Source organism: Aminobacterium sp., assembly GCF_034926885.1.
Lineage (GTDB): Bacteria > Synergistota > Synergistia > Synergistales > Aminobacteriaceae > Aminobacterium.
Genome location: NZ_JAYFQR010000027.1, coordinates 1 through 26,963 on the forward strand (window position 1 = coordinate 1; position 26,963 = coordinate 26,963).

At 39.8% G+C, this 26,963-nt stretch carries 23 protein-coding genes; 15 read left to right on the forward strand and 8 right to left on the reverse strand.

The window, feature by feature from the left end:
* Positions 1 to 70: 70 nt before the first annotated feature.
* The 6 genes from VB083_RS10150 to VB083_RS10175 form a co-directional block, all read right to left on the reverse strand.
* Positions 71 to 757: a hypothetical protein gene (locus VB083_RS10150; protein WP_213692049.1), complete on the reverse strand. Its 687-nt coding sequence runs from the start codon at positions 755 to 757 to the stop codon at positions 71 to 73.
* A 19-nt stretch (positions 758 to 776) separates the two neighbouring features.
* On the reverse strand, positions 777 to 1,508 hold the full coding sequence (locus tag VB083_RS10155) for a DUF5058 family protein (protein WP_213690356.1): 732 nt from the start codon (positions 1,506 to 1,508) through the stop codon (positions 777 to 779).
* Positions 1,509 to 1,806: 298 nt separating this feature from the next.
* Complete coding sequence (locus VB083_RS10160) at positions 1,807 to 3,420, reverse strand: PucR family transcriptional regulator (protein WP_213690357.1); 1,614 nt, start codon at positions 3,418 to 3,420, stop codon at positions 1,807 to 1,809.
* A 22-nt stretch (positions 3,421 to 3,442) separates the two neighbouring features.
* Entirely contained in the window at positions 3,443 to 7,096 is a 3,654-nt protein-coding gene (locus VB083_RS10165) for a hypothetical protein (RefSeq protein ID WP_213690358.1), read from the reverse strand.
* 284 nt (positions 7,097 to 7,380) lie between these two features.
* Entirely contained in the window at positions 7,381 to 8,166 is a 786-nt protein-coding gene (locus tag VB083_RS10170; protein ID WP_213696143.1) for a thermonuclease family protein, read from the reverse strand.
* On the reverse strand, positions 8,163 to 8,897 hold the full coding sequence (locus VB083_RS10175) for a Rossmann-like domain-containing protein (RefSeq protein WP_213691854.1): 735 nt from the start codon (positions 8,895 to 8,897) through the stop codon (positions 8,163 to 8,165). The genes VB083_RS10170 and VB083_RS10175 overlap by 4 nt, the downstream gene beginning before the upstream one ends.
* A gap of 91 nt (positions 8,898 to 8,988) precedes the next feature.
* Between VB083_RS10175 and rsmG the strand changes: the two genes are divergently transcribed.
* From rsmG to VB083_RS10205, 6 genes are all read left to right on the forward strand, one after another.
* Entirely contained in the window at positions 8,989 to 9,678 is a 690-nt protein-coding gene (rsmG, locus tag VB083_RS10180; protein WP_213696142.1) for a 16S rRNA (guanine(527)-N(7))-methyltransferase RsmG, read from the forward strand.
* A 4-nt stretch (positions 9,679 to 9,682) separates the two neighbouring features.
* Entirely contained in the window at positions 9,683 to 10,459 is a 777-nt protein-coding gene (locus tag VB083_RS10185; protein WP_307879670.1) for a ParA family protein, read from the forward strand.
* On the forward strand, positions 10,432 to 11,322 hold the full coding sequence (locus VB083_RS10190) for a ParB/RepB/Spo0J family partition protein (protein WP_213696078.1): 891 nt from the start codon (positions 10,432 to 10,434) through the stop codon (positions 11,320 to 11,322). Before VB083_RS10185 ends, VB083_RS10190 begins: the two co-directional genes overlap by 28 nt.
* A 427-nt stretch (positions 11,323 to 11,749) precedes the next feature.
* On the forward strand, positions 11,750 to 12,244 hold the full coding sequence (locus tag VB083_RS10195) for an HIT family protein (protein ID WP_213691851.1): 495 nt from the start codon (positions 11,750 to 11,752) through the stop codon (positions 12,242 to 12,244).
* On the forward strand, positions 12,234 to 12,857 hold the full coding sequence (locus VB083_RS10200) for an IMPACT family protein (protein WP_213699758.1): 624 nt from the start codon (positions 12,234 to 12,236) through the stop codon (positions 12,855 to 12,857). The genes VB083_RS10195 and VB083_RS10200 overlap by 11 nt, the downstream gene beginning before the upstream one ends.
* 111 nt (positions 12,858 to 12,968) lie before the next feature.
* Positions 12,969 to 13,538, forward strand: a complete 570-nt coding sequence (locus tag VB083_RS10205; RefSeq protein ID WP_213696080.1) for a biotin transporter BioY — start codon at positions 12,969 to 12,971, stop codon at positions 13,536 to 13,538.
* 52 nt (positions 13,539 to 13,590) lie between these two features.
* Here VB083_RS10205 and VB083_RS10210 read toward each other — a convergent pair whose 3' ends face one another.
* Positions 13,591 to 14,967, reverse strand: a complete 1,377-nt coding sequence (locus VB083_RS10210; RefSeq protein WP_213699757.1) for a deoxyribodipyrimidine photo-lyase — start codon at positions 14,965 to 14,967, stop codon at positions 13,591 to 13,593.
* A 188-nt stretch (positions 14,968 to 15,155) separates the two neighbouring features.
* On the opposite strand from VB083_RS10210, the gene VB083_RS10215 reads away from it, so the two are divergent.
* Positions 15,156 to 16,019, forward strand: a complete 864-nt coding sequence (locus tag VB083_RS10215) for an EamA family transporter (RefSeq protein WP_213695946.1) — start codon at positions 15,156 to 15,158, stop codon at positions 16,017 to 16,019.
* Positions 16,020 to 16,093: 74 nt separating this feature from the next.
* On the opposite strand, the gene VB083_RS10220 is transcribed toward VB083_RS10215, so the two are convergent.
* The gene (locus tag VB083_RS10220) at positions 16,094 to 16,921 is read right to left on the reverse strand and encodes an aminotransferase class IV (protein ID WP_213692063.1); all 828 of its coding nucleotides are present in this window, start codon (positions 16,919 to 16,921) and stop codon (positions 16,094 to 16,096) included.
* A gap of 90 nt (positions 16,922 to 17,011) precedes the next feature.
* Between VB083_RS10220 and VB083_RS10225 the strand changes: the two genes are divergently transcribed.
* The 8 genes from VB083_RS10225 (at position 17,012) to VB083_RS10260 (ending at position 26,953) form a co-directional block, all read left to right on the forward strand.
* Entirely contained in the window at positions 17,012 to 19,732 is a 2,721-nt protein-coding gene (locus VB083_RS10225) for an ABC transporter substrate binding protein (protein ID WP_323402024.1), read from the forward strand.
* Positions 19,733 to 19,805: 73 nt separating this feature from the next.
* Entirely contained in the window at positions 19,806 to 20,909 is a 1,104-nt protein-coding gene (gene buk, locus VB083_RS10230) for a butyrate kinase (RefSeq protein WP_213692065.1), read from the forward strand.
* Complete coding sequence (locus VB083_RS10235; RefSeq protein ID WP_323402025.1) at positions 20,899 to 21,807, forward strand: bifunctional enoyl-CoA hydratase/phosphate acetyltransferase; 909 nt, start codon at positions 20,899 to 20,901, stop codon at positions 21,805 to 21,807. The genes buk (VB083_RS10230) and VB083_RS10235 overlap by 11 nt, the downstream gene beginning before the upstream one ends.
* A gap of 38 nt (positions 21,808 to 21,845) precedes the next feature.
* Positions 21,846 to 22,781, forward strand: coding sequence for a bifunctional enoyl-CoA hydratase/phosphate acetyltransferase (locus tag VB083_RS10240; protein ID WP_213692067.1), 936 nt, complete (start codon positions 21,846 to 21,848; stop codon positions 22,779 to 22,781).
* A 62-nt stretch (positions 22,782 to 22,843) separates the two neighbouring features.
* On the forward strand, positions 22,844 to 23,914 hold the full coding sequence (buk, locus tag VB083_RS10245; protein ID WP_213692068.1) for a butyrate kinase: 1,071 nt from the start codon (positions 22,844 to 22,846) through the stop codon (positions 23,912 to 23,914).
* Positions 23,915 to 24,059: 145 nt separating this feature from the next.
* Positions 24,060 to 24,824: an IclR family transcriptional regulator gene (locus VB083_RS10250; RefSeq protein WP_213692069.1), complete on the forward strand. Its 765-nt coding sequence runs from the start codon at positions 24,060 to 24,062 to the stop codon at positions 24,822 to 24,824.
* Between the two features lie 30 nt (positions 24,825 to 24,854).
* Positions 24,855 to 26,012 (forward strand): alanine--glyoxylate aminotransferase family protein, encoded by a 1,158-nt coding sequence (locus VB083_RS10255; RefSeq protein WP_323402026.1) that lies wholly within the window; start codon positions 24,855 to 24,857, stop codon positions 26,010 to 26,012.
* Positions 26,013 to 26,035: 23 nt separating this feature from the next.
* The gene (locus VB083_RS10260) at positions 26,036 to 26,953 is read left to right on the forward strand and encodes a dihydrodipicolinate synthase family protein (protein WP_213695279.1); all 918 of its coding nucleotides are present in this window, start codon (positions 26,036 to 26,038) and stop codon (positions 26,951 to 26,953) included.
* The last annotated feature ends 10 nt before the right edge of the window (positions 26,954 to 26,963 follow it).

A 26,963-nucleotide genomic window follows, 5' to 3' on the forward strand; every position in this document is an offset into this window, starting at 1 on the left:
ACAAAAGGCAACGAAAGAATCGCAGCGCTGCATCCTTCAAGGATGCGGCGCTGCGGTTGATGTTTAATTCCTAAAGCAGGCCCTTCTTGTAGAGAAGACGGCCTACTGCTATCGTTCCAAAAACGGAAGCAACGATAACAACCCAGGTCTTTGTGAGGTATGTTAAACCTACGGCAGGGGCTACAGTGTAAAGAAGCAGAGGAATAGCAAAACCAGCGACTGCCAATTTGGGATATTTCAGGGTGAACTGTCCAAAAACAGCACCGAAGATAGCGGCTACAGTGTACTGTTTAAAGGCGATAGCGATAGGTTCGGGGAAAATAGCCAAAAGAGCTGCTCCAGCGACAGCTGCCAATGTTGTGAAGAAAAGGTTGGTAACAACAGAACCTGATACACCGAGAGTAGAAATAATTTCAGCTTCAGGAGTTCCGGCTTCTACTCCAACAACTTCCTGAGCTACTGCGGAACAAGGCAAACGAAGGTTGCCGATATTTCCGCTCAAGAAGGAAATATATGTTCCTGTCAGACCGAGAACAGGATAGTATGAAACAGGTTCAACAACATAAAAAGCGCCGAAGATAGCTGCAATCATGCCCCATGACTTCAATGCTACAGAGATAGGAGGAAAAACGCCAAACTTCATATAGAGGTACAGGTTGGGTAAGAAGCACATAAGCATAGGAATCAATACAGTGACAACGCCTATTTTTATAACTGGTTTTTTCCATATATTTTCAAATTCGTCGTGAGATACCATAATGAGATCCCTCCTTCAACTAAACAAGAATGACGGCTACGGCCATTCCGATAAGCATGGCTATTCCGAGGGTATATTCTCTAAGCCAGGTCAGTTTCTTGGCAAGGGTCAACATCAAGACCATACCGAGAAGACCGCCGATGGCTGCATAAAGAGGGCCGCCGCCGCCAGCAGTACCAGCCTGAAGGCCCTTGAATCCAGCCATGATATTTCTGGAATTGAGGAATCCGAAGCAACCGAGCATGGCTCCACCAGAAACGATGGCAAGCCATTTGGCATCTCCACCGCCGATTTTTTCTCGAAGATCTTCGAGCTTGTGTGTAAACAGGGCTGTAACAAGAAGCCAGCCTGTTCCATTAATGGTCATGGTCCACCAAGAGGTAGCCAATGCCATCATATCGTAATCTGCAGAACCGAATTTGACACCGAGAGCCTCAGCTCCAACTGTTGCAGCGGTGAGCTCTGTGGGAGCAGCACCGATAATGGAAAGGCGGAGCCATGTGATAGGTCCACCGACAACGGACATCATACCAACCATAACGATAAAAACGGCAATAGAAGGACCAATAGCTGAAATGGCACCAGCACGAAGACCCTGAACACATTTTTCTCTTGGGAAACCGATCTGGTCTGCAGTTTTAAAAGAAAGGCGGATATACAGAAGAGACTGAATAAGAACTATAACTACGATTGCGATGGCAATAGCCCACACACCCCAGCCATTCGCTGCTTGAAGTACTGCTTCCGGCATAATAACACCTCCATTGAAGTATGAACAGTTTCATAGCGATTAAAACACTATTACACGCTCAATAGTTGTGAGTCTGAGTTGTCACCTCCTTAGTGTGCCTTCGATTAGATTATGATTAAATAAATTCGTTACATAAAGCCTAATGATGAAAAATTAATTTAGTTTTGATTTTCACGAAGTGATTCTATCTTGTAAAAGAGGGGGATTCATCGTTTCTGGCGTACAATAAAAATGATAATAATATGTCTTATAGATACAATAAAAAGAGTATTTTAGAACAGGAGAAACTAAAATACTATTATTTGTCAAGATATTTGTCCATGAGGTACAATTTTAATGAGAGCGCAACATTTAATCGTTGTTCACTGTCATAGACATCAAATTCCATAAGCTCGCAAATTTTTCTGAATCTATATTTTAAAGTGTTGTAATGTATAGACAGTTCTTCGGCGGCAGCTTTTAATTGCCAATTGCAACGAACTATGCTTTCTAAGGTTCCGACAAGTTGCGTTTTTTTATTTTTATCGTGCTCAATAAGTTTCCCAATATAGTCATAATAAAAATTTACAGCATCTTTTGTGTTGTAAAGATTGCCAAGAAGCTTGTAGACGCCTAAATCCTTCCAAAAGATTACATGTCCGGTTCCACACGTTTTGCGTATCATTTCGAGAGCTTTTCGAGCTTCATCGTAGCTTTGATAACAACTGAAGATGCTGTCTTTTATGCTGCCAACACCCACTGTAACAGAGAATTTTGTTTTTTTAGCAACTTCTTGTTGCATTAAAGAAATGGTAGAGTATAGCTTTTTTTTGAAAGATTCATACTCTGTAAACGGCGATGGTAGTATGAAGGCAATGGAGTCGCTCATCTCTGCATACGGGATATTAGAAAATTTCATTTTTATCATTGATGTAGCAATGTAGTAAATTCGTTTTTTTATTTCTTCGAGATTTGCTACAGCTTCATCGATTTGTTTTGCCATTTCAAACTGATGTTTATAGTTATCTATATCAACAACTACGACAGTTTGAGGGCCGCGTAAATCCCAATTGAAGAGTTGGGCTCGGTTCCAGACTTCTTTTTCAAAGCGAACATTTTTTAACAAAATATCTTGAACAAACTCATCTCTATAGCGTTTCTCTGCTTCGCTTTTTGCTAGTTTTTTTTGTGTAGATATGAGAAGGGCTGATATGGCATGAGAAAGAGAGATCCCCCAGCTTTTTTGGATATCTTGGGCATCAACATCAAAAAAAAGGTAGCCGTAAATTTTATCCCCGATAGCTACAGGACGGTTGGGAATTTCTCTAATAAGTTGAGGGAGATTGGTCTCTTTGATAATTTCTACAAAAGCATCAGATTGAGCACAAAAATAGCTTTGCCCAAAAAATGTATCAATAAAGGCAATGTCTACGTGAATAAAATTGCGTAAGTTATTGAGGATAGGCTCGACTTCTTCTCCGTTCATAATAAGTTCAAAAAAAGATTGACTTACTTTTTCCGAAAAGCGGAGTTCTTGTGCTTGCGCATTGACTACTCGCGAAAGAACAGGATTGATAATATCGCTAAAAGCATAATCAATAGGAATATCAACAACTGGGAAGTGAAGACGATCGGCCGCTTCTTTAACGTTGGGAGGGAGTGTTTTTAAAAACCGCTCTAATTTAATGCCAATAGCTGCCATTCCACCCTGACTGAGGTATTCTATAATTCGCACCAAAGAATCAGGATCATCTTTTAAGATATATCCAGATGTAATAACAAATTCTCCACCATGTACCCATCGTTGTATGTCTGGAGCGTCAAGTACAGTTACTGTTGTGACATAGTTTGTATCTAATCCACTTTCTCCGGCGACGACTTTCATTCTATTCAATTCTGGAATGCGAAGCATTTGGCGGACTGTAATTCCCATAACAATTGTTGCCCCCTCTGAATTATTGTTGCGTGTCAGTAGTGCTATCTTGCGAATCTCCTTCAGAGGGAGTTGTGGAATCGTCTCCGCTCTCTCCGGGTTTTATGATTTGCTTAAGCAGGTTTTCCATAAGTTGTTTTTTCACCTGTTCTCCAGGGCTTAAAGAGTTATCTTTTCCCTCTCCCGTAGGGAAGGATAACTTTATTTTTATGTCATCAACTTTTTCCTTTTCTTTCTCATCAGAAAAAGTACTGTCAAAAGGAATAGGAGTTGATTGTATTGGTTGTGAAACTTTCAAATCGTACATTTTCATATCGTTCCATGTGCCTGCAAGTGTAAAGCTTGTCTCTCGAAAATCGCGTACTGAATATCCCCCAACCAGTCCGGAAAGAAATTTTTGGAGTAAGAGCGGATCTGTAATATTATCTCCGACGCTGATGAGTCCGCGGATTGCTCCTAAAAATGTATTTAATGCTTTTAAATTTATATCTCCCAAACATTTTAGAGAGATACTTTTATCTCCTATTCCTACAGTACCACTGGCTGTAAAATATCTGTATATGGTGTCGTCTGGATAGGCAGCGGCACGGCTTCCCGGAAGAAGATAAAAACTTTTTCCATCTACGTTAAAATTGGCGAGAATAGATCGATAACGAATTTCATCGGATGTGCTGATCTTCTTCACCAGGGGGAACCCGGAAAGAGCTCCCTCTGTAGCATAGAGAGAACCATTGCCGAATACTAATTTTAACTGACCGAGAGTCCCAGACACTTTAAGATTCAATGTTCCTATTCCTGAAACTTTTCCTGGAGCTGTTAACCAATCAGCCGAGGCCTTCTCAAGATTCATCCCTTCAAAGTTCATAGTGCTTTCCCAGCGAAATTTATGAGGATCAAAGGAACCCGAGATCTCTCCTTCGCTGTCATATGCATTCGCGCTTCCTTTCGCAATGGCAATCAACCCTTGCTGTGTTATTTCAAAAGGCAAGCTAAGCTGAGAGAGAGAGAACCCATATAATTTTACCTCAGGTGATGTAATGATACCTTCTCCGGTCATTCCTTCCTTGGTTATCATGCTGTCTAGAGACACGTGTAACGCTCCTGAAAAGTATGTTTCATTGTTGCCGTTTGCTGTTAATTTTTCTAGGGGTAAACCATCATCTGTTGTAGATAGTAAAATGTGCCATCCACTGGGATCAGGAGTAATTGTTCCATTAAGAGAAACCGGACATTTCTTATGAATCCCGGCAAGAGAAAAGGTAAGAAGGCCTTTTTCTTCTGGAAGGATAGAGAAAACGACATCGTTGAAGGAAAAATCCCCAACATGGACAACCGGCATAGAGGCTTTAGCATTAATTGAAGGTTTAGTAAAAGGCCCTGAAATTGAAATTTCTCCAGCTATCGTGCCGCCCACCGCTGTTTCTGGATACCAAGGTGCTATAAGCGTTTGTATATTAGTTGGAGGAACGTTGATATTAAGCATGATTCCATTTTCATAAGAAATATTTCCAGCAGCTGTTAAAATTGAATCATCAAGAGCTGCCTCTGCTTTTTTAATCAATATCCCTTCCGTTGTGCTCTCTGTTTCCATGCTGAAGTGTTTAAACATAACGCCCATAACTGAAATATCTTCTCCCTCAAGAGATGCTGCTAACAAAGGAGTAGCGAGATTTCCTGATATTTTGAATGTACTAGAGATATTGCCTTCAAAAGAAGGCCAATGAGAAAGTTCTCTCGATACATTTGCAAGGTTGATTTTACGAAGCTCTCCGACCATTTGCATAGTAGGAACACTCTTTTCGAGAGAGATATCTCCAGCTAACGAGACGAGGCCGCCGAGTGCTCCTCCTTCCATTTTTTCTATCTTCAAATTCCCTTTTTCATACTGACCTGATAAAAAGATATTTTCAAGAGAAATATTTTCAAAAAGAGTCGCTTTTGTTGTTTCAGCACTGAAGGTAAGCTGCGGCTTTGAAAGTGGGCCGAAATATGCCCACGTAAGTGACAAAGGACCTTGCGCCTTTAATGTTTTTATAGAGGGCATGCTCTCTTCCAGAGAAGAAATTTCAAGACCCTTCCCTTCCCCCTTGAGGTCAATGAGAATCTCTTCTTCCGTGAAAAGATTAGAAAGAGTTCCCTGTCCAGATATGGAAGATTTCCCTAAAAGGGCATTGAAAGATGAAATTTTTGTCAGATTCCCTTGTTGTTCGAAGTCTAAAGAAATATTGTTAAGCAATGATCCATTAAAACGAATACGGTCAGAACGAAATTGTCCAGCGATGGAAAGAGAAGACGCAGGGCCTTTTATGGATATCATTCCCGAAGCGTCTCCCTCTAAACGTAGAGAATCAGATGTTTTAGAAATTTCACTAATACGTTTTAAATTTAGCCGATTAGTAGAAAAGGAAAGATCTAATAGTGTTTCTTCTTGAAGGGAGATTGTTCCTTGCCCATCAACAGGGGTTTTGTGCCATTCTCCTTGAGTTTGCAAAGATAGAGTGTTGTCGGGGTGAATTACAACTTCTCCATGAATGTTTTCAAGGGGAAAGCTTGAGACAATGGCGGATGGAGAAGAGAAACTGACGGATCCTTTCTCTGTTTGGCCTGTTATTACCAGATTTACATGCATTTTTTCAACATTTCCCTGAACGAAATCTAACCATGGAAAAACTTCGTACCACTTTGAAGTATGAAGATTTTCACCCAAAAGATCAAAGTGCACGCCTTGGTTTCGTGTCATACTAATAGAGCCGCTAACTGGAGATTCGAATATGTGTCCCTTTATATCAGTAAAACTGAGAGTTGTTCCATTCCAAGTCCAGAGACTTTTTGTTTTAGAAAGGAGAAAACCATCAAGATTAGCATTATCAATTGAAAGATTTCCCTCTACTACAAGATCAGGCCATTGTCCATGAATCATTAAGCTGGATGAGGCTTGTCCTGTAGCTATTACGTTTTCTTCTTTTGACAGGGCAGCAGATGCTTTTTGAAGGTCCGCCATATATAAAGATTCAATATTGCCGCTAAGAATAATTTCAGGAATTATACGCCCAGAAAGAACGATGCGGCTTTTCTGGCTTTTTGCAGTAAGATTCTGAATGAGAACGCTACTCTCCTCTGCTTTCCCAGATGCTTCTACTTGTACTGAAAGCGCATTAATATTGCCACGAGCTTTAACGTCAAAATCTCCATCTTTCAGAAGAAAGCGTCCTTTTTCTATGGCAATATTACCTAAATCGGATTTTTCTATAACTCCATCTTCCATACTTATATGAAGAGTACTAGGAAGAGAAAAATTCTTTTCCTCCTTTGAAGCAACGCTCAATGGGATAATATTATCTGCTGAAAAGAAAAACGATTCAAAGTGAAGAGAGCGTATCGTAGGATTTTTCGTCAAAAGAGAAAAAAGAGACGGTCTAACAAAAATAAGCGTAACCTTTCCAACAGGATTTTCTCGCGTGGAGAGTTCAGCATCATGTATAGTGAATCCAGAAAGGGGATTCCCTTCAATTGCTCCTATTGATAAAGAGTAAAGAGATTGAGATTCAGAAAACTCCTTTATAGCAGAACGAAAAGTTTTTGTGCCAAAATTAATCTGGCTGAACACATATATAAAGACAACACCTACGGTGAATATTGTCATTAAGGCAAGTAAAAGCCTATATTGTTTCTTCATAAATACACCTCAAATTTTTATCAAGCTGAAGTCAATGTTTACAATACCCTTTTATACAGAATTTGTCATCGGCCAGAGTACGTATGCAATACGATACTGATAATTCTAATTTTTCAGTTAAGAATTACCCACATATAGGGTGTAAAGTGTTCTTATATTGGTGTGGATAAGTGGATAAGTTAGTGGAAAAGTAGTGGATTTGTCAAGGGTTTTGTTGGATTTTATGGGGAATGTGGACAACTTATTCTCTTGTGGAGAGTTTTTTTCATGCCACTAGGAAGTTTTTAAGGTTTAATTAAAATTATCTGAGAAGGATCACTTAAAATGATTTCACTTCCTTTATAGCTACTGTATATTTTCCCCATAATAAGAATCTGATTTCCTTCGCGTAAAGAAAAATGGCGAAACCTATCCATATTGTTTCTATAGATAATAAGGGAAAAAGTTCCATCCTTAAAGAGCGTTCTGGATTGTGTTGTTGAAATATCTTTAATAGTAGCGGCAACAAGAATAAAATGTCCTCTTATGAAGGGCAAAAAGGTCCAGATCTCTTCTGGTGTGAATAATCGTCGTGAAGCTTTTTTCCACAATCCTACCTGTGTTTTCTTTGCTTCTGAACAAGCTTTCTGAATGGTATGAATATATTTTTCATTAGGAGCTATAACAAGTGGAAGTGCCAGTCCATTGCGTATAAGCTCCGCATTAATAAGTAAAAATCCTTGTTTATTTTTGCTCCAGATGTAGGCAAGGAGGCGGTTGTAACGATCTCTTTTTTCAATATCGAATTCAAGATATGCCTCTCCTGAAACTAGAAGTTCTCTGTTTCGTCGAAATGCTAATTCTCCAAGTTCTTCTTTTTTTCGCCGAGGGTGATGTATTTCAGGCGTATCAATAAGAAGATAACGTACTCGTTCAGACTTTCCGTCAGGCATTTGAACGACAATAGTATCTCCATCAATAACTTGCGTCACTACGACAGGAATCAAAGAGGAGCATGTTTGTGCACATAAATCGGAAGAGAAAAAAATAAGAAAAGCAATGCATAACGTAGTAATTTTTTTAAGGTTCATAGGAAATATACATTCCATGAAATGTCTCGACAAAGCATCGGGTGCCCGCCTGCAGATATATACTGTGTCACGTTCATTTCTTCAGTTGGGGATATTGTAGGTAGAATAAGATGTGTAATGCCTGCTTCTCGAAATAAGGATGGTAAACAGGGAAGGCCAGGCCCTTGTAAAAATATGCCTTTCATGTGACTGATATACGGTTGAATAAATGTAAACCACCTATTTCTGAAGGCTTCGGCCGTTAACCAACACCATTGACATGAAGGTAATTTTTCAGAAGCGGCATGTTCGGGAAAAATATCGGGAGCCTCACGTTGATTATCAAGAATAGACATATTCCATCCCCAATCTCTGAGATGAGGAATAAGGATTTTATCGTAACCAATGACGGCGACAGAGTCATTTTCTGGAATTCCTGCAATTGAATCAAGGGGAAGAGAGCATTTAGAAGCTGGTACAAGAGCAGAAACAATTGCAGAAGCAACTGCAAATTCTTGTGGATAAGGTGAGGCAAATAGAGAAACAAGACCGTGGGCAGATGAAGAAAGTAAATGACGCGTATGCTCTTCTCTAGTGTCGAGAGGAATCTTATCTCCAGGAGGAACCGTTCCTATTCCCACTCGCCCATCTCTAAGTCGAACAACGCTTGCATGCCAACCAAGCACAATACCTTCTATTGAAGAATCTTTTTCTTTTAATGCTTGAGCTATGAGTTTTTCAAAAAAGCGCACTCTCTTGCCTCCATTTCTAAATCAGTCTGCAGTATATATGCTATTCTATAATAATTATACTGTGTGTTCAGATAATGAGGAGGAAGGTTTTGTGGACTTGTATTGTAATGAAAATCTAGTTGCTGAAATAGCAGAAAGAAATCGCCCAATGCTTTTAAAATATATTGAGGGACTTGTCTCTTTTTCTGGACGGGTCCGTTTAACTGGTCCGCAAGATCCCGAGACCCTTTGGTCGGAACATATCGTAGATTGTCTTTATTCTGTTCCACTACTTCCTCCTGAAGGAAATATTATAGATGTTGGTACTGGAGGCGGACTTCCCGGTGTTGTCTGGGCAATTTGCAGACCCGACTTGACTATAACTCTTCTGGATAGCGTGCGAAAAAAGTGCAAAGCTTTGGAGGAGTTAACCGCTCTTTTAAAGCTGGAAAATGTTCGTATTGTATGCAGTAGAGCTGAAGAATATGCTCTAGAACGGAGAGAGCATTTTTCTCTAGCAGGTGCGAGAGCGGTTACAGGAACAGGTGTATTATTAGAATACCTCTCTCCTTTTGTCTCCTTGGGAGGAAAGGTTCTTGCGTTTAAGGGACCGTTGTATAAAGAAGAAATAGAACCTCTTAACGGAAAGGAAAAACGTTTAGGTCTTTCTGCCCCCTCTGTCTTCCCTTATTCTCTTAATGGAAAAGAACATTTCCTTTTAATATGGCAAAAGAAACAGCCATGTTCAAAGGAATTCCCAAGAAAAACTGGAATGGCAGAAAGGAAATTTTGGTGGAGGTGACATTGTGCTTTCTATAGCTGTAACGAACCAAAAAGGTGGCGTTGGCAAGACAACTACATGCATAAATCTTGCTGCAGAATTAGGACGATTGGGATATTCTGTTTTGGCTGTTGATATGGATCCTCAAGGTAATTGTAGCAGTGGTTTGGGCATTGAAGCTGACGCTGTCAATGTAAGCTTATACGATGTCCTTCTTGGCGGAGCATCTATCCAAGAGGCCCTTGTTGCTACTCCGTGGGAGGGCGTTTCGCTTCTTCCAGCTACAATTGACCTGGCAGGAGCAGAAGTGGAACTTGCATCTATTATTAGCCGTGAAACGTGTTTACGAAGACATATGGCTAAGCTTGATCACTATGATGTAGCTATTATCGATTGCCCCCCTTCTTTAGGTTTGTTGACAATTAATGCTCTTGTTGCTGCGCAAAAGTTGATAGTGCCTATTCAGTGTGAATATTATGCTTTAGAAGGCGTTGGTCAGCTTGCTAGAACAATAGGACTTGTTCGTGACTGCCTCAACCCTGACTTATCTATTGATGGGGTTCTTCTTACAATGTTTGATTCTCGAACACGTCTTGCCCACGATGTGGTAGAAGAGGTACGAAGGCAATTTGGGGAGATTGTTTTTTCTACTGTTATCCCTCGTAACGTAAAGCTATCAGAGGCACCAAGTTACGCCAAACCAATAACATACTACGAACCAGCCAGTACGGGGGCTCAGTCTTATACATTATTTTCCAGGGAGGTTGCGACACGATGGCTGCATCTAAAAACAAAGCGTTAGGACGAGGGCTTGGAGCTTTAATTCCAGGGGCTAGAGATAATGTAGAAAAAGGTACACATGATATAACAACACTTCCTCTATCTCTTCTTGAACCTAACGAAAATCAACCGCGAAAATCTTGGGATAAAGAAAAACTAGAGGCACTCGCTGATTCAATTCGTATGCATGGCATCATACAACCTCTTGTTGTACGTAAGCTTGAAAATAGTTATCAAATTGTTGCAGGAGAGCGTCGTTGGAGAGCTGCTCAAATAGCTGGACTACAGGAAGTTCCAGTCTTTTTCTTTGAGGGCACAGAGAAGGATGTTCAAGAAATTTCTCTCATAGAAAATATACAAAGGGAAGATCTTTCGCCAGTTGAAGTTGCTCGGGCTATTAAAGAGCTTTTAGATTCTTTTTCTTTAACCCAAGAAGATTTAGCACAGCGAATTGGTTGGAGTCGTACACTTCTTACGAATAAGTTGAGGTTATTGCAGCTTCCTGAAGAACTCCGAAATATGATAGATAGAGGAGAAATATCAGAAGGTCACGGTCGTACTCTTTTAGGGTTAGAGACTGAAAACCAGATGTTGGCATTAGCTCAAAGAGTTGTTCGAGACGGGATATCAGTTCGCAAATTAGAAGAAATGGTGAAGAAATTAAAAACGGATAGCCAAGAAAAAATTACTCCAGTAAAGCATCGTCCTCAAGAAGATTATCCTCAGTCGGTGCAATTAGTAACCCAAAAGCATGGTGTTAATATGAAAATTTCAGGTGCAGGTATAAAGAAAAGGTTATCTATAGAGGGTTTAACAATTTCACAAATAGAGATGTTAGCAAAACTTATAGAAGAATCAGCAGATATTTTATTTCCCGGGAAATAAATAGGAGGGGATTAAAATTCGTAAGGGGCAATCGGATCTTATTCTCTTTGGCAAGGTTATAGCTACAGCTTTGCTCATATCAGGTTATATTGTATTAGGGTATCTGATAGGCAAAAAGCTTGCCTCTATGGGATATCCGGATGCAACAATAATGTTGTGTGCAACATTAGGTGCTGCAATAGGGCTGTGGCAAGGTTGGTTGAACTTGCGGCAAATTTGGCAAAAAACGAAAAATGATAAACGCAACAAAAAGTAGACCACTTCACATATACCTCCCTACGGCATGCATGACATAACTATAAAAATTCATTATAAATTAATGACGATGCGGAAGATATGTTCTTTTAGCCTTTCAATAAAGACTAAAATTATATTATGATGTTTCACGTGAAACATCATAAGTATCAATTTTGGAGGTGTATTCGTTTTGGAAAGTATATTTGCACCCTGGAGAATGGCATATATAGCAAATTCGAGCAAACAGGAATCATGCATCTTTTGTGACTTCCCTAAAATGAATGAAGATGAAAAGAATCTGATTATTTATAGGGGAAAATGTTGTTTTGTTATTTGCAACGCTTTCCCTTACAACCCAGGTCACCTTATGGTTGCTCCCTATCGTCATACTGCTCTGTATGAAAGCTTATCAGACGAAGAGCTTTTAGAAATGCATCATTTGGCGGGGCATTGTTTAAAAGTTCTAAAGAAAGTTATGAATCCCCAAGGGTTTAATCTAGGTGTTAATCTTGGTAAAGTTGGCGGAGCTGGATTCGATGGACATCTTCATTTGCATATTGTTCCTCGATGGAATGGAGATACAAATTTTATGCCAGTTTTAGGTGATACAAGGGTTATAGCAGAGAGTCTTGAAGAGACATATAAGAAAATCAAAAAGGCATGGCCTTTGAGCGATGAGAGATGAGTTTTGGGAGCCTGCAAAAAAGGCAGTATATGAAATAAAGATAAAGCGTTCTCTTTTTATTTCTCATGCTGCCCTTACGAAAAACGAAGAAGAAGCCAAAGAATATATTTTAAAAACTTCACAGGAACATAAACAAGCGACTCATAATTGTTGGGCATATAGATTAGGTGTCGAGCCAGTGCTTGAATATTATTCCGATGATGGCGAACCTTCGGGAACAGCCGGTAAACCAATATTGGGTGCCATACTCCATTCTGGGCTAACAAATGTAACTCTTGTGGTGACAAGGTATTTCGGTGGGATAAAACTTGGAGTAAGAGGACTTATAGAAGCATATGGAGAAGCAGCGTCTTTATGCCTAGAAGGGGCCGGACGTAAAAAGGCATATCTTGAGAAGAATTGTATTATTGTAGTTCCCTATTCTTTTTATAGTTCATTACTCTATCAACTTAAAAATATGGGGTTGAGAGAAGAAACATTCATCCCTTCTTTTAAGGAAGTTGTAACTTTTAACTGTTGTGTTCCCTTATCTATGGAAAAGGCCTTAGAATCGTATCTATGTGATCTTCAAGGACAATCTCTTATTGAAGAATGGAAGTGGGAAGATAATTAAGGTCAAGTTAGGTCAACTTCTTCGTTCTCTTTTTATATTTAAAAAGTAGCTCTTTACACCTCCTATTGTCAACCTATATAATATTGGAGTTGACAATAGGAGGTGCTGTTTGTGAGATTTTCGATACGATCAATGGCTTTAACGTCTCTCTTTGCAGTTTTAACGGCAGTAGGAGCTCAAATACGTATTCCTTTCCCCTTTGTTCCCATGACATTACATGTTTTCTTCGTCTTCCTTTCTGGATTTGTTTTGGGCCCCAAATATGGATTTTTATCACAATTTCTTTATGTGATGCTTGGACTTATAGGTTTGCCCGTTTTCACATCGGGAGGAGGAATACAAGTATTTATCTCTCCAACTTTTGGCTATTTAATTGGTTTTATTTTCGCGGCCTATTGTATTGGATCTATTTCGCATAACGAGAGAATGCCTTTTTTTGTGAGATATGGAGTTGCGCCCTTAATAGGCCTTATTCTCATTTATACAGTGGGGACATTGGGTCTTTATTTGAATTTGAATTTTATAGCAGGTAAAAATGTAGGTTGGTTAAAGGTTTTGCAAATAGGAGTGTTCCCTTTCATTATTTCAGATGTAATAAAAGGAATAGGAGCATCAGCTCTTGCGTGGAAAATTTTGCCTCTCCTTAAGAAATCAAACATGGTTCCTAGAAATATTTCGTAAATATAGTTTTTATAAATAAAAGGGGCACCTAAAAAGAGAACGAAGACATTGACTAATGTTGATCATTTATTGCTGTTGCAATGATTTCATCGATGTATTGTTTCACGTGAAACTTTCTCTCTGCCCCTTTATAGTTCATATAACGCACTTTTCCAAAAACCTTTCGCTCAGGCCAAGGACGATCGTGAAGACCTCCTATACTCCATGCAATTCCAGTATATCCATTGGGGTCTCGTCCATCGATTTCATAGGCGTCATTGAGGTATATAGCATTTTTAAGTGCTTCTTCTGGTGACCTAGACCACTCTAATATTTTTTTTGCCCAGTACATGCGCAACCAACCGTGTAATTTCCCATAAAAAATCATATCTTTTTGACATGCGTTCCATAGCGGATCATGGGTGTTGCTTTTTTCAAGGTTTTCTAAGGAGTAAAGAAACTCTCTTTTATCTTCTCTGTGTTCGTTAAGTGTTTTTTGTCCCCAATCAGGGAGCCCGTTAAGGGAATCATAATCAGGGGTATAAAAACAAAAATTATCAGCGAGCTCCTTCCTGATAATGAGTTCTTCTAAGAAAATATCAGATTGAGCTTTCACTTTGTTATTGTTTTTAGCATATTCATTTATAGTAAGAGCAACACGTTGCGATGAAATTTGTCCAAAATGTAAAAAGGGGGAAAGACCTGAAAGACAATCTTTTGTTGGATCATTTCGATACTCATTGTAGAGATGTAATTTAGTGTGAATAAATCTTTGGAGTTGTTCCATTCCAGATACATATCCTGGTTTTTGCAAAAACTTTGGAATTTCTTGTTTTAAGTATTTATATTTTCTAAGTAGAGCCTCTGGACTAATCTTACTGGAAATACTGTCTTCGTTGAAGGGATGAAATTTTAAAGGAGGGAAGGAAATTAAAAAATCTGCGATTTTTTTTAAAATTTTAGGGCGAAAAGTGTGTGCTGAATATTCTTTTTTTGGCGATGCTTCCCAACATGGAACGATATTATGGGCATCGACTTCATATATTGGAATATTTATGTTTCTTTTTAATTGATCAAGCCATTCTTTTTTAATACGGAGGGGATTAAAATCAGTAAAAAGTGTAGATGCCTTACTTTTATGAATAAATTGGGGTAGAGCACTAGAAGCTTCTCCTTCTAATAATATAAAGGGGATATTCAAAAGTGAAAGTTTACTCTCTACTTCTTTAAAATTACTGAGCATAAAATGATATGCCCGATAAGAAGCTTGTAAGTAAATAGGTGTAAAGCAAAAGACAACAAAAAACTTTCTTTTGTGGCGAATCGCAAAATCCTGACTTAATAAGAGTGCCCAATTGTCATCTGCACGTTGATCTCTGTTCATCCAATAAATAACTGGCCCTTCTCCGTCCACTCCTTCTTGAATCAAACGAATTCTTTTATTTCTCATTGTTTTACCCCTTTGTCTTAAAGTTTAAAAAATGTTTATTTTTTATTAAATACGACAAAATGAGTAGCACTAATTCGTATTGATGATAAGATTATATTAACTACTTTTATAAACATTTATATACATACGTTATTTCCCGGGAAATAACTGTTGCATTAATTATGACATGAAGGGTGGCGTATTGTTCGATGATCCTGGCTTATATAGCACTCATTGGTCGAATTATTATGTTGGGTTTTGAAAGAATTGTTGTTAAAAAATTAGGTACTGGAGCAAATCCTAGCGCTGCCTTGATGTTGTTTGTTGGTTTAGCGGCATTATTTCTCTTTCCCTTCGCCATAGCAATCATTCTAAAAGGAAATATTGATTGGCTCTTTTTAAAATATGTAGCGACAAGCAGTCTAATTTATGCTTTTGCATTCCTTCTATATATCAAATCTTTGGCAGAAGGTGAAGCATCCCTTGTAGCACCTCTTTCTAACTTTAATATCCTCTTCTTGCTTTTTCTTTCCATAATTTTTCTTTCAGAAACGTTGTCTGTTTCTAAGGTGGTTGGGTTTCTTGTTCTGCTTTACGGCGCGACCTTTCTCAATAAACAGAAGAATATCTATTCTTCTGTAAAGGCGTTGCTAATTGATCGACCGTGTCAAATGATGATGATCTCTTCTCTTCTTGTTGCTGTGGGACGAGTTATAGATAAGGGAAATTCGACTTCTGCTTCGCCAGTTCTTTATTCATTTTTCCTCTATTTATTTATAGCGATCTATTTGGGGTTTTTTATGTTTTTGAAAGGAACAGCGAAAGAAGTATTTATTCTTTTTAAAGATCGTCCTTGGGTATCTCTGATAAGCGGGTTTATTAATGCGTATGCTTATTTATGCCTTCTTGTTTCGTTTAAATCTATAGAGGTAAGTATAGCGGAACCTCTTTCTATGTTAAGCATGGTTGTTACAGTTATTTTATCTTCGATTCTTTTGGGAGAAGACATCCGTTATCGTATAAAAGGGGTTATTTTTATGTTTGTAGGTGCCTGGTTTTTGTGCATAGCATAAAAAATTGTATTTTTAAAAATTTAACAAGAGATGAAGTGTTGAAATCTTTAACACTTCATCTCTTTAGAAACTTTTTATTCGAGCCATTCATCAATATTTAAAAGATAAATATGGTGTAGATGCTGGGTTAATTTTCCTGGTGTTCCATTACCCACTATTTGATCGCCTATTTTAACAACGGGTACAACTTCTTTTACTGTTCCCGTGATAAAGGCTTCTTCTGCATCTTTTAATTCTGATAAGAGAGGGCATCGTTCTTCAACTGGAATACTCTCTCTCTTGGCAAGTTCAAGTATAATTTGCCGTGTTGTACCAGAGAGAGCCCGACTTGTTGGCGCCGTAATAAGATGCCCATTTTTTACGAGAAAGAAGGTGCTGTGGGCTCCTTCTACGATTTCTCCTTCTGGACAATACAAAATTTCATAAGCTCCTTTGACATTCTTTTGCCCAGTGAAAGAAAGCATATAATTTATGCTCTTTGTGCTTGGAAGGTACCGCTCTGCATTTATGGGGTGGAGCATGACTCCTTTTTTATAGATATCTGGATTAGGCTTTTGTACAGCTTCAAAAACTACAAAAAATCTTGGTTCATTGAAAAGATGGTTTTCACCGAAGGAGTCTCCACCAGTAATATAGGGACGAATCATTGTTTCGCATCCCATTTTTTGAATTCCTTCACGAATAATGCGAGCAATGTTCTCTAGGGTAAGGGGCATGACTATAGACGAAGAAACAGCCGATCCTTCAAGACGTTTAAGATGAGGAGTCAACATGAGTGGCTTTCTTGAGTGAGTGCATATTGTCTCGAATACTCCAACGCCTCGCTGGATAATTAAATCAGTTACAGGAAGTTGAGCTTCATTGAGGGGTAAAAATTTCCCGTCGATATAACAAAGATTCATACAATTGTCACCTCTTTCGATCTCTGACGCCGTTTGCCATTATAACGTGGAAGATTGTATGTTGCATCTCTTTTTTGAAAGCCATGAGAAATGGTATTATTAATATATATGTGCAAGCAAAAGGGGGAAGGGGCCCTGCTTTTTTTCTTCGAAGGCGGCAAAAAAACAAGCAATAGAGCTGCATATTTTAGGATAAAGATAGGCAGAGTCCTTTTTATTTCGCTTATCTTAGGGGTATTATTTTACCTTCCTACAGGAGCCTATGCTCAAGAACGCTTAGTTCTTCTTCTTCATTCTTATCATAAAGGTTTCCCGTGGAGCGATGGAATAAGCAGAGGAGTATTAAATACTTTTCTTCAAAGTGACATAAACACTAGAGTTTTCATTGAGTATCTTGATGCCAAAAGATCTAGTCCTAAGCGGTATACATTCTTTCTGGAAAACACTCTTCGTTTAAAGTACCAAAAGAGAACTCCAGATGTTGTGATTTGTAGCGATGATGATGCCTACACTTTTATGCGTCATGCTGGGCGGCGAATTTTCCCTCATGTCCCTGTTGTATTTTGCGGGGTGAACAGCAGAGATTCTCTGCCAGTGGAAATAGATAGTCTTACAACTGGAGTTATAGAAAAATTGGATATCAAGGGGACGATGAATCTTGCCTTAAAAATGTTCCCCTCTACAGAAAATGTTGCTGTTATTTGCGATTTATCATCAACAGGAATGTGGGTTATAAATCAGCTACGAGAAGAAATGAGATTTTTTAAAGATAAAATTAATGAAATTGATTTAATTGGATTGCCTCACGAAAGTTTAGCCACGGAGCTTCAAAAACTTCCGCCTCAAACAATTATTTTCCTATTAATATACTTTCAAGATGGTGAAGGACATTTTTTCCCCACCGATGAAACGATTGCTTTTATACAAAAAGAGACTTCTTTCCCGATCTTTTCCGTGTGGGAAATGATGGTTGGAAATGGAGCCATTGGTGGGAGTGTCTTGCGAGCAGAACATCACGGGAAGCAAGCAGCGGAGCTTGCCATAGAAATACTTAAAGGTAAGGCACCGGCATCTATTCCAATAGGGGAGGATATCCCTGTCTTTATGGCTAATTATTCGGAACTTCGGCAACAAAATATTTCTATTCGTAGTTTGCCAAGAAAGACAATTCTGCTTGGTGAACCAGAAACTTTTTTTTATCGGTATAGGCGAATCATAGGTATAAATATTGCCATAATAATTATTCTTGCAATGCTGGTTCCAGCTCTTTATTTTAATGATAAGTTGCTTAAAAAAGAAATATCAGAATTACGAAAAGAGACAGAGCATTTAGAAAAACTTTTTGAAAACTCACCTCACGGAACAATCCTTACAAATGCTAAAGGTGAGATTCTGCGGGCTAATCGTGCCTTCCTTCGAATGTTTGGCTATGGTCGAGATGAAGTTAAAGGTAAAGAAATTGACTTCCTTTTGACAAAAGGAGGGACATTACAACAACACGCCCAAAATCTTACACGCATAACGACATTGGGGGGCGTTATATCGGAAAATGAAACATCAAGAGTATGTAAAGATGGAAATGTTATCCCAGTATCAATTTCAGGTTTTCCCTTAATGATAAACGGGGTATATCGTGGTAGTTACGGTATCTACACTGATATTTCCTCTCGTAAAGAAAATGAAAATATTATCCGTAAGCACTTAAAGTCCGAAGAAATCATTTCCTCCTTTTCAGCTCAACTTGTTAAAGGACAAGAGGTCGAAAATGTTATTTATACATCTCTTCATGAATTGAGACTTTTTTTAAATGCCCGATATATGGCTATATTTCTCTTTAGCGGAAGCGAATATGAAGACGGAAGAGCATATGTCAGGCACGAGAGAGAGAAAGAAAAAGATAGCTTTTTTACACTCTCTTTTGATGAGACGGAACCTTTGCGGCGAACATTGAAGTCTCAGCCTTTCTTTTCTTTGGATGATAGTCCCTTTACTTGGAACACCTCAGAGAAGAATGCAATTCTATTGCCTCGTAAGAATGAAACGATGGTTCTTTTTCCTCTTTTAAAAGAAGGGATCACTGCTGGTTGTATCTGTAGCGTTTTTGTGCGGAATAATGAAAATGAACATATTATTGAGGGGCTTTTAGGAATTTATTCTCATTTGTTGAGTTCTGCTTTTTTACGCAATGAAACAGAAAAGGTGCTTAAAAAAAATATACAGCTACTATCGAAAACATTTGAAGAGACATTCCACTTAATGAGCCGATTACTTGAAATAAAGGATCCCTACACAGCAGATCATCAGCAAAAAGTTGCCTTGCTTGCAAGAAGGATTGCCGAAAAAATGAATCTTACAGAAGAGCAAATAACAGCTGTTTATTACGCAGCCCTTGTTCATGATATAGGTAAAATCCCTATCCCCTCCTCAATTTTGAGCAAACCTGGACGTCTTAACGAGGCAGAATTTACCATTATTCAAAATCACGTAAATTTGGGGACAAATATCCTTTCTGCTATTGATTTTCCATGGCCCATTGCTGATATAGTGAGGCAACATCATGAACATATAGATGGAACTGGGTATCCCCGTAGGTTGAAAGGCGATGAGATTTCTATTGAAGCCAGAATAATCTGTATAGCAAATGTTGTAGAAGCCATGTCTTCTTTTCGTCCCTATCGACCGGCACTGGGCATTGAGGAAGCTTTGGAAGAAATACAGAAAAAACGGAATATATGGTTTGATAGTAGAGTTGTAGATGCATGTCTTTCAATTTTTGAAGAAACAAATGGAGTTTTTTGGGATAAAATATAAAAAGATATTCAATAATATATAAAGTAGAGCAATAGTGAGAGTAGGCAAAATTATAATCAAGGGAGGTCGTTTTATGGTATTCCAAGTGTTAGCCATCAATCCTGGATCCACAAGCACGAAGGTTGCCTGGTTTCATGATGATGAGGAACAGTGGAGAGAAACGGTTCGGCATGATCCTGACGAGTTGGCACACTTTGAAGCCATAGCGGATCAATTTGAATTTCGCCTTGCCACAATTGAAAGAGCGGCTTTTTCTCATGGTTCTTCTTTTGATAAACTTAGTGCAGTTGTTGGGCGAGGAGGTCTTGTTGATCCTATTCCTGGTGGGACTTTTGCCGTTGATGATACATTATTGAAACGTCTAAGAGTAGGTAAACCTTGGGAACACGCATCGAATCTTGGCGGCATCATCGCTGATGCCATTGCCCGACCTCGTCATATTCCTGCCTTTATTGTCGACCCTGTCGCTGTTGACGAAATGAACGATATCGCTCGTATCACGGGTTTCCCTGAGCTTCCTAAAGTTTCGCTAGCCCATGCCCTTAATATCAAGGCGACAGTTCGTCGTGCTGCTAAAGATCTTGGGCGAGAATGGAATAAGTTAAATGTTGTAGTTGCGCATATAGGAGGTGGGTCAACTGTTTGTGCTCATTGTCAGGGGCGAATGGTCGATCTTAACAGCGGAAATGATTTCGGTCCCTTTTCACCAGAAAGGGCTGGAGGCTTGCCTGCCGGAGATTTAGCCAGGCTTTGTTTTAGTGGTAAATACAGCGAAAAAGACTTACTTCGAAGGTTAGTTGGTAATGGGGGAATGAAGGCATATCTTGGAACCAGCGATGTTCGAGAGGTAAAAAAGCGAATTGAATCTGGAGATGAAGAAGCCAAGCTTGTTTACGAAGCAATGGCATATCATTTCTCTAAAGAAATTGCGGCTCAGGCAATTGCTATGTCTGGAGACGTAGACGCTATTCTTATTACTGGTGGAGTCGCTTATGATAGTGATTTTGTCGCGTTGTTACAGACGAGAATACAATGGATTGCGCCAGTACTTGTTTACCCAGGGGAAGACGAAATGAAGGCGCTGGCTGAGGGGGCTCTTCGTGTGTTAAGAGGCGAGGAGCAAGCTCAAAATTATGAACAAAGGGTTGCAGGAGGCGGTGGTAGACATGATGCATAATCTCGACTTTCTGCTTGAATTATGCCAAACAGGAAGACGCATGAATCTAGCTGTAGCTTGCCCTTATGGGGACGATGTTCTTGGAGCAGTTTGCGAAGCCCATAAGAGAGGATTAATTAATGGGATTCTTGTTGGAGATTCTGAACAAATTAAGAAAAAAGCGGAAGCGCATGGTTTTGACCTTAAGGGACTTTCTTTTGTAGATGAAAAGAATGACTACGCAGCTACAGAAAAAGCGGTGCAAATGGTTTCATCGAAAGATGCTGATTTGTTAATGAAGGGTTTTGTAAAGACAGCTGTTTTGCTTCATGCCGTTTTGAACAAAGAGTGGGGGCTACGTGCAGGCTCTTTACTTTCTCATCTTTTCCTCTTCGAAATACCACTTCTCGATCGCAGAATTTTAGGAATATCTGATGGTGGAATGAATATGTATCCTGACCTAAATGCTAAGGTTGGTATTATTGAAAATGCTGTAAAATGTTACCATAAGATTGGTGTGAGCAATCCTCTCATTGCTGCGTTGGGAGCCGTTGAGGTTGTAAACCCCGATATGCCCGCCACCCTAGATGCTGCGGCTTTGACACAAATGAACCGACGTGGACAAATCAAAGGTTGTACTGTTGATGGCCCCTTTGCTCTTGATAACGCAGTAAGCGATGAGGCCGCTCGAATAAAGAATATAGATTCTCCTGTTGCAGGAAAAGCTGATATGTTGCTTGTTCCCTCAATTGAAGCAGGAAATATGATCGGAAAAGTATTGCTCTATATGACAGGTGGACGCGGGGCAGGTGTTATCCTTGGAGCGAAAAAACCCATAGTTTTGACGAGTCGTTTTGATTCAATGGAAACAAAACTGCTCTCCATAGCTTTGGGTGCTGTCGTTGCAAGTAAGGAATAAATATATTTTTAATCTATATAAGGAGGTTCTTTATACTCATGGAACAAATTCGTTCTTTGTCTCAGTTACTTGAATATGCGAAAAAGATAGGTGCAGAAAAAGGGCCGAAAAAACTTTCTGTTGCAATGGCAGAAGATGCGGGTCTGCTTTCTGCTATTGAAGAGGCTCGTGTTGCTGGCATTGCTGAAGCAATTCTCGTTGGACGCAAAGAGAAGATTGAAGTAGCAGCTAAAGAAGCAGGTGTTGATCTTGCTAACTATGAGGTTGTGGATGAGCCCAGAGGAGAATCTGCAATGGCTATGACGGCTGTTGAAAAAGTATCTTCTGGTCAGGCACACATCTATATGAAAGGACAGCTTCATACCAATCATTTTCTTCGGGGAATGCTTAATAAGGAAGTTGGTCTTAGAAAAGGCAAAAACACGATTTCACACTGCTATTTCCATTCAGTAGAAGGATATGACAGAGTTTTCTTTGTAGCAGATGCGGCCTTTAATATGTATCCCGACCTTCCCGCTAAAGCAAATATACTTCAGAACACTGTCAATTTTGCAAGGGCTTTTGGCGTTGAGGAACCTAAAGTTGCTGTTTTAGCAGCTGTCGAAGTAGTTAATCCCGATATGCCTTGCACTATAGATGCATCTGCTTTAACTCAGATGAATCGCAGAGGTCAGATAAAGAATTGTGTTGTTGATGGTCCCTTTGCCCTTGATAATGCTGTAAGTGAAGAGTCTGCTAAAACAAAGGGTCTCGTTTCTCCTGTGGCTGGTAAGGCTGATGTATTGCTTGTGCCAGATATTGAGGCTGGCAATATGATGGTCAAGGCTCTTGTTTACTTCTCAAAGAATGAGACAGCAGGACTTATTCTTGGAGCAGCCGCTCCAGTTATTCTTACAAGCAGAGCAGATTCACCCAGAGCTAAACTCCTTTCCATTGCAGCAGCAGTTCTCCTTTCATCCTTTGAAGAAAAATAATAATTTTAATATATGGAAGGGCTACATAATGTAGCCCTTCTTAAAAACTGAGGGGGAAAAAAATGAGAGTGCTAGCAATTAACCCTGGTTCCACGAGCACAAAAGTAGCTCTTTATGAAGACGGAACAGAGCTTTGGAGCGACACTCAACGATATAGCGTAGATGACATTAAGCGATTTCCCTCAATTTCAGATCAAGAAGAATTCCGTCGCAATGAAATAAGAAAGGCACTAAATTCTCACAATACGGATTTATCCTCTCTTGACGCTGCAGTAGGACGTGGCGGCTTGCTAAAACCTATTCCAGGCGGAACGTATGTTGTAAACGAGCCTATGTTAGATGATTTACGTTCGTGCCGATATGGTTCTCATGCGTGTAATTTAGGTGCTCCTCTAGCGATTCACTTAGCGCAGGAAGGCGGATGCAACAAAGCATTTATCGTCGATCCTGTGGTTGTTGATGAAATGATTCCCGAAGCTCGTCTTTCCGGTTTGCCCGAGATTGAACGGCGGTCTTTATTTCATGCTCTTAATCAGAAAGCTGTTGCGCGACGTGCTGCAGCAGAGATTGGTAAAAAAGTTGATGACTGTAATTTTATCGTTGCCCACATGGGAGGAGGCGTATCGGTCGGTGCCCATGATCACGGCCGAGTCGTTGATGTAAATAATGCCCTTGATGGCGAAGGTCCATTTTCACCTGAAAGATCAGGTTCCCTTCCCGCAGGTGGATTAGTCCATTTAGCCTTTAGTGGAGAGTATGATCTTAACAGCCTTTTGAAGCGTATGGTTGGTGGAGGAGGTCTTGTTGCCCATCTTGGAACAAACGATTTACGGGAAGTTCAACGTAGAATCGTTGAAGATCATGACGAGAAGGCATCCCTTATTTTTGAAGCCCAGACATACCAGATTTCTAAAGAAATAGGTGCCTGTTCAGCTGTTCTAAAGGGATGTGTAGACGCTATAGTCCTAACAGGAGGTTTGGCCTATAGTGAAATGTTCGTTGAGAAAATCCGTCAACGAGTATCATTTATTGCTCCAGTAATAGTCTATCCTGGCGAGGACGAAATGAAGGCTCTTGCGGAAGGGGCCCTTCGTGTTCTTCAAGGAGTTGAAAAAGCGAAAGAGTACCGCTAAAAACAGATAAAGAATCAGGTTTTAACATGATTTTGAGGGACTGTCGTAGCCGGCTGTCCCTTTTTTTATGTTTACAGAAAATTCGTATAATGTTACCATAGAAATAATTTCATATAATAGATTTTAAATTCATGGAGTGAAACGAATGGTCGAAAATAAGGAGAACCCAAACAAAAGTCAGATACGCGTTATAGATCGTGTTTTTTCTATTCTTTTCTTTATGGGACACGCCAAGGAACCGCTTGGAGTAACAGAGATCGCTAAGAGCGTGGATTTGCCGAAGGCAACAGTATATCGCATTCTCGACAGTCTCATAACACATAGAGTCGTAACAGAGCGTGAAGGGCGATATGAGATAGGGCCCGCTACTCTTTTTTTAGCTGATGCATATCGCTCTCAAGTTGTATTTTCTGAGATAGCACGTCCTTTTCTTGAAAATCTGAATCATGAAACCAAAGAGACTATTCATCTCTTTATATTTGACCGCGAAGAACTTTTTTATATCGATAAGCTTGAAAGTCCCTATCAGGTAAGAATGCATTCTCGTGTAGGAGTAAAAGGTTCTCTCATTAACCTTTCTGCAGGTAAGGCTATTCTGTCCTCTCTTCAGTGGGAGGATGTTTGTCGTATTTTAGGTGCGGATGCAACACAGGAACTTCATGAAGAGTTAGAAGAAATTCGACTAAGAGGATATGCAGTGGATAACGAACGAAATGAGAAAGGCCTTCGATGTGTTGGATCTGTTATTGTAAATGGTAGCTTAAAACCATTGGGAGGGTTAAGTCTCTCTGCGCCCGTATATCGTTTTGATTCTGCAATGATAACTGACTATGGTGATAAGGTTCATAAAACAGCGCAAGCCATAAGTAGCGCATTGCTTCAATATGAGCAAAAAAGATTTAAAAAATAAAGAAGCTTCAAGGCGAAGGAGGAACATGAAATGCTTAAAACCCCTAAGTTAGTAATGATTCCAGGTCCCACTCCCGTAACCCGTTCCATTCAAGATCAAATGGGCAGAGAGACAGTAGCTTTTGGTGACTCATCCTTTGTTCAGGATTACAAAGAAGTTTTGGCTGATTTGAAAGAACTCTGGAAGTGTAGTGGCGAAGTTTTCGTTATTGCAGGTTCAGGAACATTAGCTATGGAGATGGCCATAGCTAATATTACCAAACGAGGCGATAGTGTTCTCATTTGTTCCAATGGTTTTTTCGGAGATCGTTTTATTGATATGTGCCAGAGAAAGGGGCTTGATGTCGAACTTCTTTCTGCCCCATGGGGTACATCTGTTACAGCTGAAGATGTGGAAAAAAAGCTTGCCGAAAAAAAATACGATGTGGTTACAGTGACTCACGTGGAAACGTCTACTGGCGTTATGGCTCCCATCGAAGCTATTGGAAAAGTTGTTAAAGCCCACGGAACTCTTTATGTTGTCGATGGTGTTGCTGCATCTGCAGGGGCAGAAGAATATGTTGATCCAATGGGAATTGACGTTCTTCTTACATGTTCACAAAAAGCTTTTGGAGTTGCCCCTGGCCTTGCAATCCTTTGGGCAAGTACCAAAGCAGTGGAAAAAAGACGTTCTCTTGAGACAATCCCCGAGTCATACGCAGACTTTGAAAAATGGCTTCCGGTAATGCATGATCCCTCTAAATATTGGGGAACTCCCGCTGTTAATCTCGTATGGGCACTTAAAGAATCTGTACGAATCATAAAGGAAGAAGGAATTGCTGAACGCTATGCACGCCATCTTCGCCAGGCCGATCTCTTTGATGGAGCTCTTGAGACGTTAGGTTTTAACGTAGCCGCAGAGAAAGCATTCCGTGCGCCGACCCTTTCAGTTTACCTTTACCCAGAAGGAAGCGCTGTTGATGACGCCACATTTAGAAAAATATTGGCTGAAGAAGGAGCGCAGACAGCTGGTTGTCTTGGAGATTTTGCAGGAAAGGGTTTTAGAATGGGGCATATGGGCAATGTTGATAAACATATTCTAGTTTCTGCTATTGCCGCAGTAGAGCGAACGGCTATGCGTTGCGGAATGGATATTGAACCAGGGAAAGGATTGGCTGTCTTGCAAAAAGGATTGGTGGAAGAACATTAATTTTTAGAGTGGGGGTATCTCTTATGTTTGAACCACGAGGTATTTTTGCTCCAGTAGCGACGACTTTTAACGACTTAGGTAACATTGATCTTCAGAAATATAAAGAGAATACTGTGAAATTTAGTAAAACAGGTCTGGCCGGTCTGGTTATTCTCGGAAGTAATGGCGAATTTGTTATGCTTGATATGGAAGAGAAAGTCTCCTTGGTTGAAACGGCGAGAAAAGCCCTTCCTTCCTCAATGAGAGTTATTGCGGGAACAGGATGTGAGTCTGTTCGAGATACTATAGAACTTACCAGGCGATGTGCAGATGTAGGGGCAAATGCTGCCCTTGTAATAACGCCTCACTTTTTTAAAAAAGATATGAATTCTCAGACACTTGAAAATTTCTTTATTGCTATAGCTGATGCCTCTCCTATCCCGATTATGCTTTATAACATGCCTGGAAATGCCGGAGTCAATATCCCCCCATCTCTAGCAGTAGCTCTTTCTAAGCATCCCAATATAGTGGGAATTAAAGATAGCTCTGGAAATATTGTTCAAATAGCTGAAGTTATTGCTGGGACAAAAGAAAATAAATTTTCGGTTTTTGCAGGATCAGGAAGTTTTCTCCTTCCTACCCTTCTACTTGGTGGAGTTGGTGGAACTCTCGCAGTTGCTAATGTGGTTCCTGAATATTGTGTATCCCTTTATAACGCCTGGAACAATAAGGAACTCGATAAAGCCAGGGAACTTCAATTGGGATTGCTTGAGCTTAATGCTGCTGTTACGGGACGTTTTGGTATTGGAGGCATGAAAGCCGCTATGGAAATGGCAGGATATTGGGGCGGAAAACCAAGATTGCCGATTCTCCCAGCCACTGAGTCAATGAGAGAAGAGATTCAAAGAATCTATGACAGGACGATTTCCCATTTCTCTCGAATTGAAGGAAAAGAATATTGAAAATAAGAGG

Bases quoted from the DNA above. Each gene is read 5' to 3' on its own strand.
- VB083_RS10260 (WP_213695279.1), top strand. From the start codon at position 26,036: ATGTTTGAACCACGAGGTATTTTTGCTCCAGTAGCGACGACTTTTAAC.
- VB083_RS10155 (WP_213690356.1), bottom strand. From the start codon at position 1,508: ATGCCGGAAGCAGTACTTCAAGCAGCGAATGGCTGGGGTGTGTGGGCT.
- VB083_RS10200 (WP_213699758.1), top strand. From the start codon at position 12,234: ATGAGAGATGAGTTTTGGGAGCCTGCAAAAAAGGCAGTATATGAAATA.
- VB083_RS10170 (WP_213696143.1), bottom strand. From the start codon at position 8,166: ATGAACCTTAAAAAAATTACTACGTTATGCATTGCTTTTCTTATTTTT.
- VB083_RS10225 (WP_323402024.1), top strand. From the start codon at position 17,012: ATGGTATTATTAATATATATGTGCAAGCAAAAGGGGGAAGGGGCCCTG.
- VB083_RS10160 (WP_213690357.1), bottom strand. From the start codon at position 3,420: ATGGGAATTACAGTCCGCCAAATGCTTCGCATTCCAGAATTGAATAGA.
- VB083_RS10210 (WP_213699757.1), bottom strand. From the start codon at position 14,967: ATGAGAAATAAAAGAATTCGTTTGATTCAAGAAGGAGTGGACGGAGAA.
- buk (WP_213692068.1), top strand. From the start codon at position 22,844: ATGAGAGTGCTAGCAATTAACCCTGGTTCCACGAGCACAAAAGTAGCT.
- VB083_RS10150 (WP_213692049.1), bottom strand. From the start codon at position 757: ATGGTATCTCACGACGAATTTGAAAATATATGGAAAAAACCAGTTATA.
- VB083_RS10215 (WP_213695946.1), top strand. From the start codon at position 15,156: ATGATCCTGGCTTATATAGCACTCATTGGTCGAATTATTATGTTGGGT.
- VB083_RS10190 (WP_213696078.1), top strand. From the start codon at position 10,432: ATGGCTGCATCTAAAAACAAAGCGTTAGGACGAGGGCTTGGAGCTTTA.
- buk (WP_213692065.1), top strand. From the start codon at position 19,806: ATGGTATTCCAAGTGTTAGCCATCAATCCTGGATCCACAAGCACGAAG.
- VB083_RS10220 (WP_213692063.1), bottom strand. From the start codon at position 16,921: ATGAATCTTTGTTATATCGACGGGAAATTTTTACCCCTCAATGAAGCT.
- VB083_RS10235 (WP_323402025.1), top strand. From the start codon at position 20,899: ATGATGCATAATCTCGACTTTCTGCTTGAATTATGCCAAACAGGAAGA.
- VB083_RS10165 (WP_213690358.1), bottom strand. From the start codon at position 7,096: ATGAAGAAACAATATAGGCTTTTACTTGCCTTAATGACAATATTCACC.
- VB083_RS10240 (WP_213692067.1), top strand. From the start codon at position 21,846: ATGGAACAAATTCGTTCTTTGTCTCAGTTACTTGAATATGCGAAAAAG.
- VB083_RS10255 (WP_323402026.1), top strand. From the start codon at position 24,855: ATGCTTAAAACCCCTAAGTTAGTAATGATTCCAGGTCCCACTCCCGTA.
- VB083_RS10250 (WP_213692069.1), top strand. From the start codon at position 24,060: ATGGTCGAAAATAAGGAGAACCCAAACAAAAGTCAGATACGCGTTATA.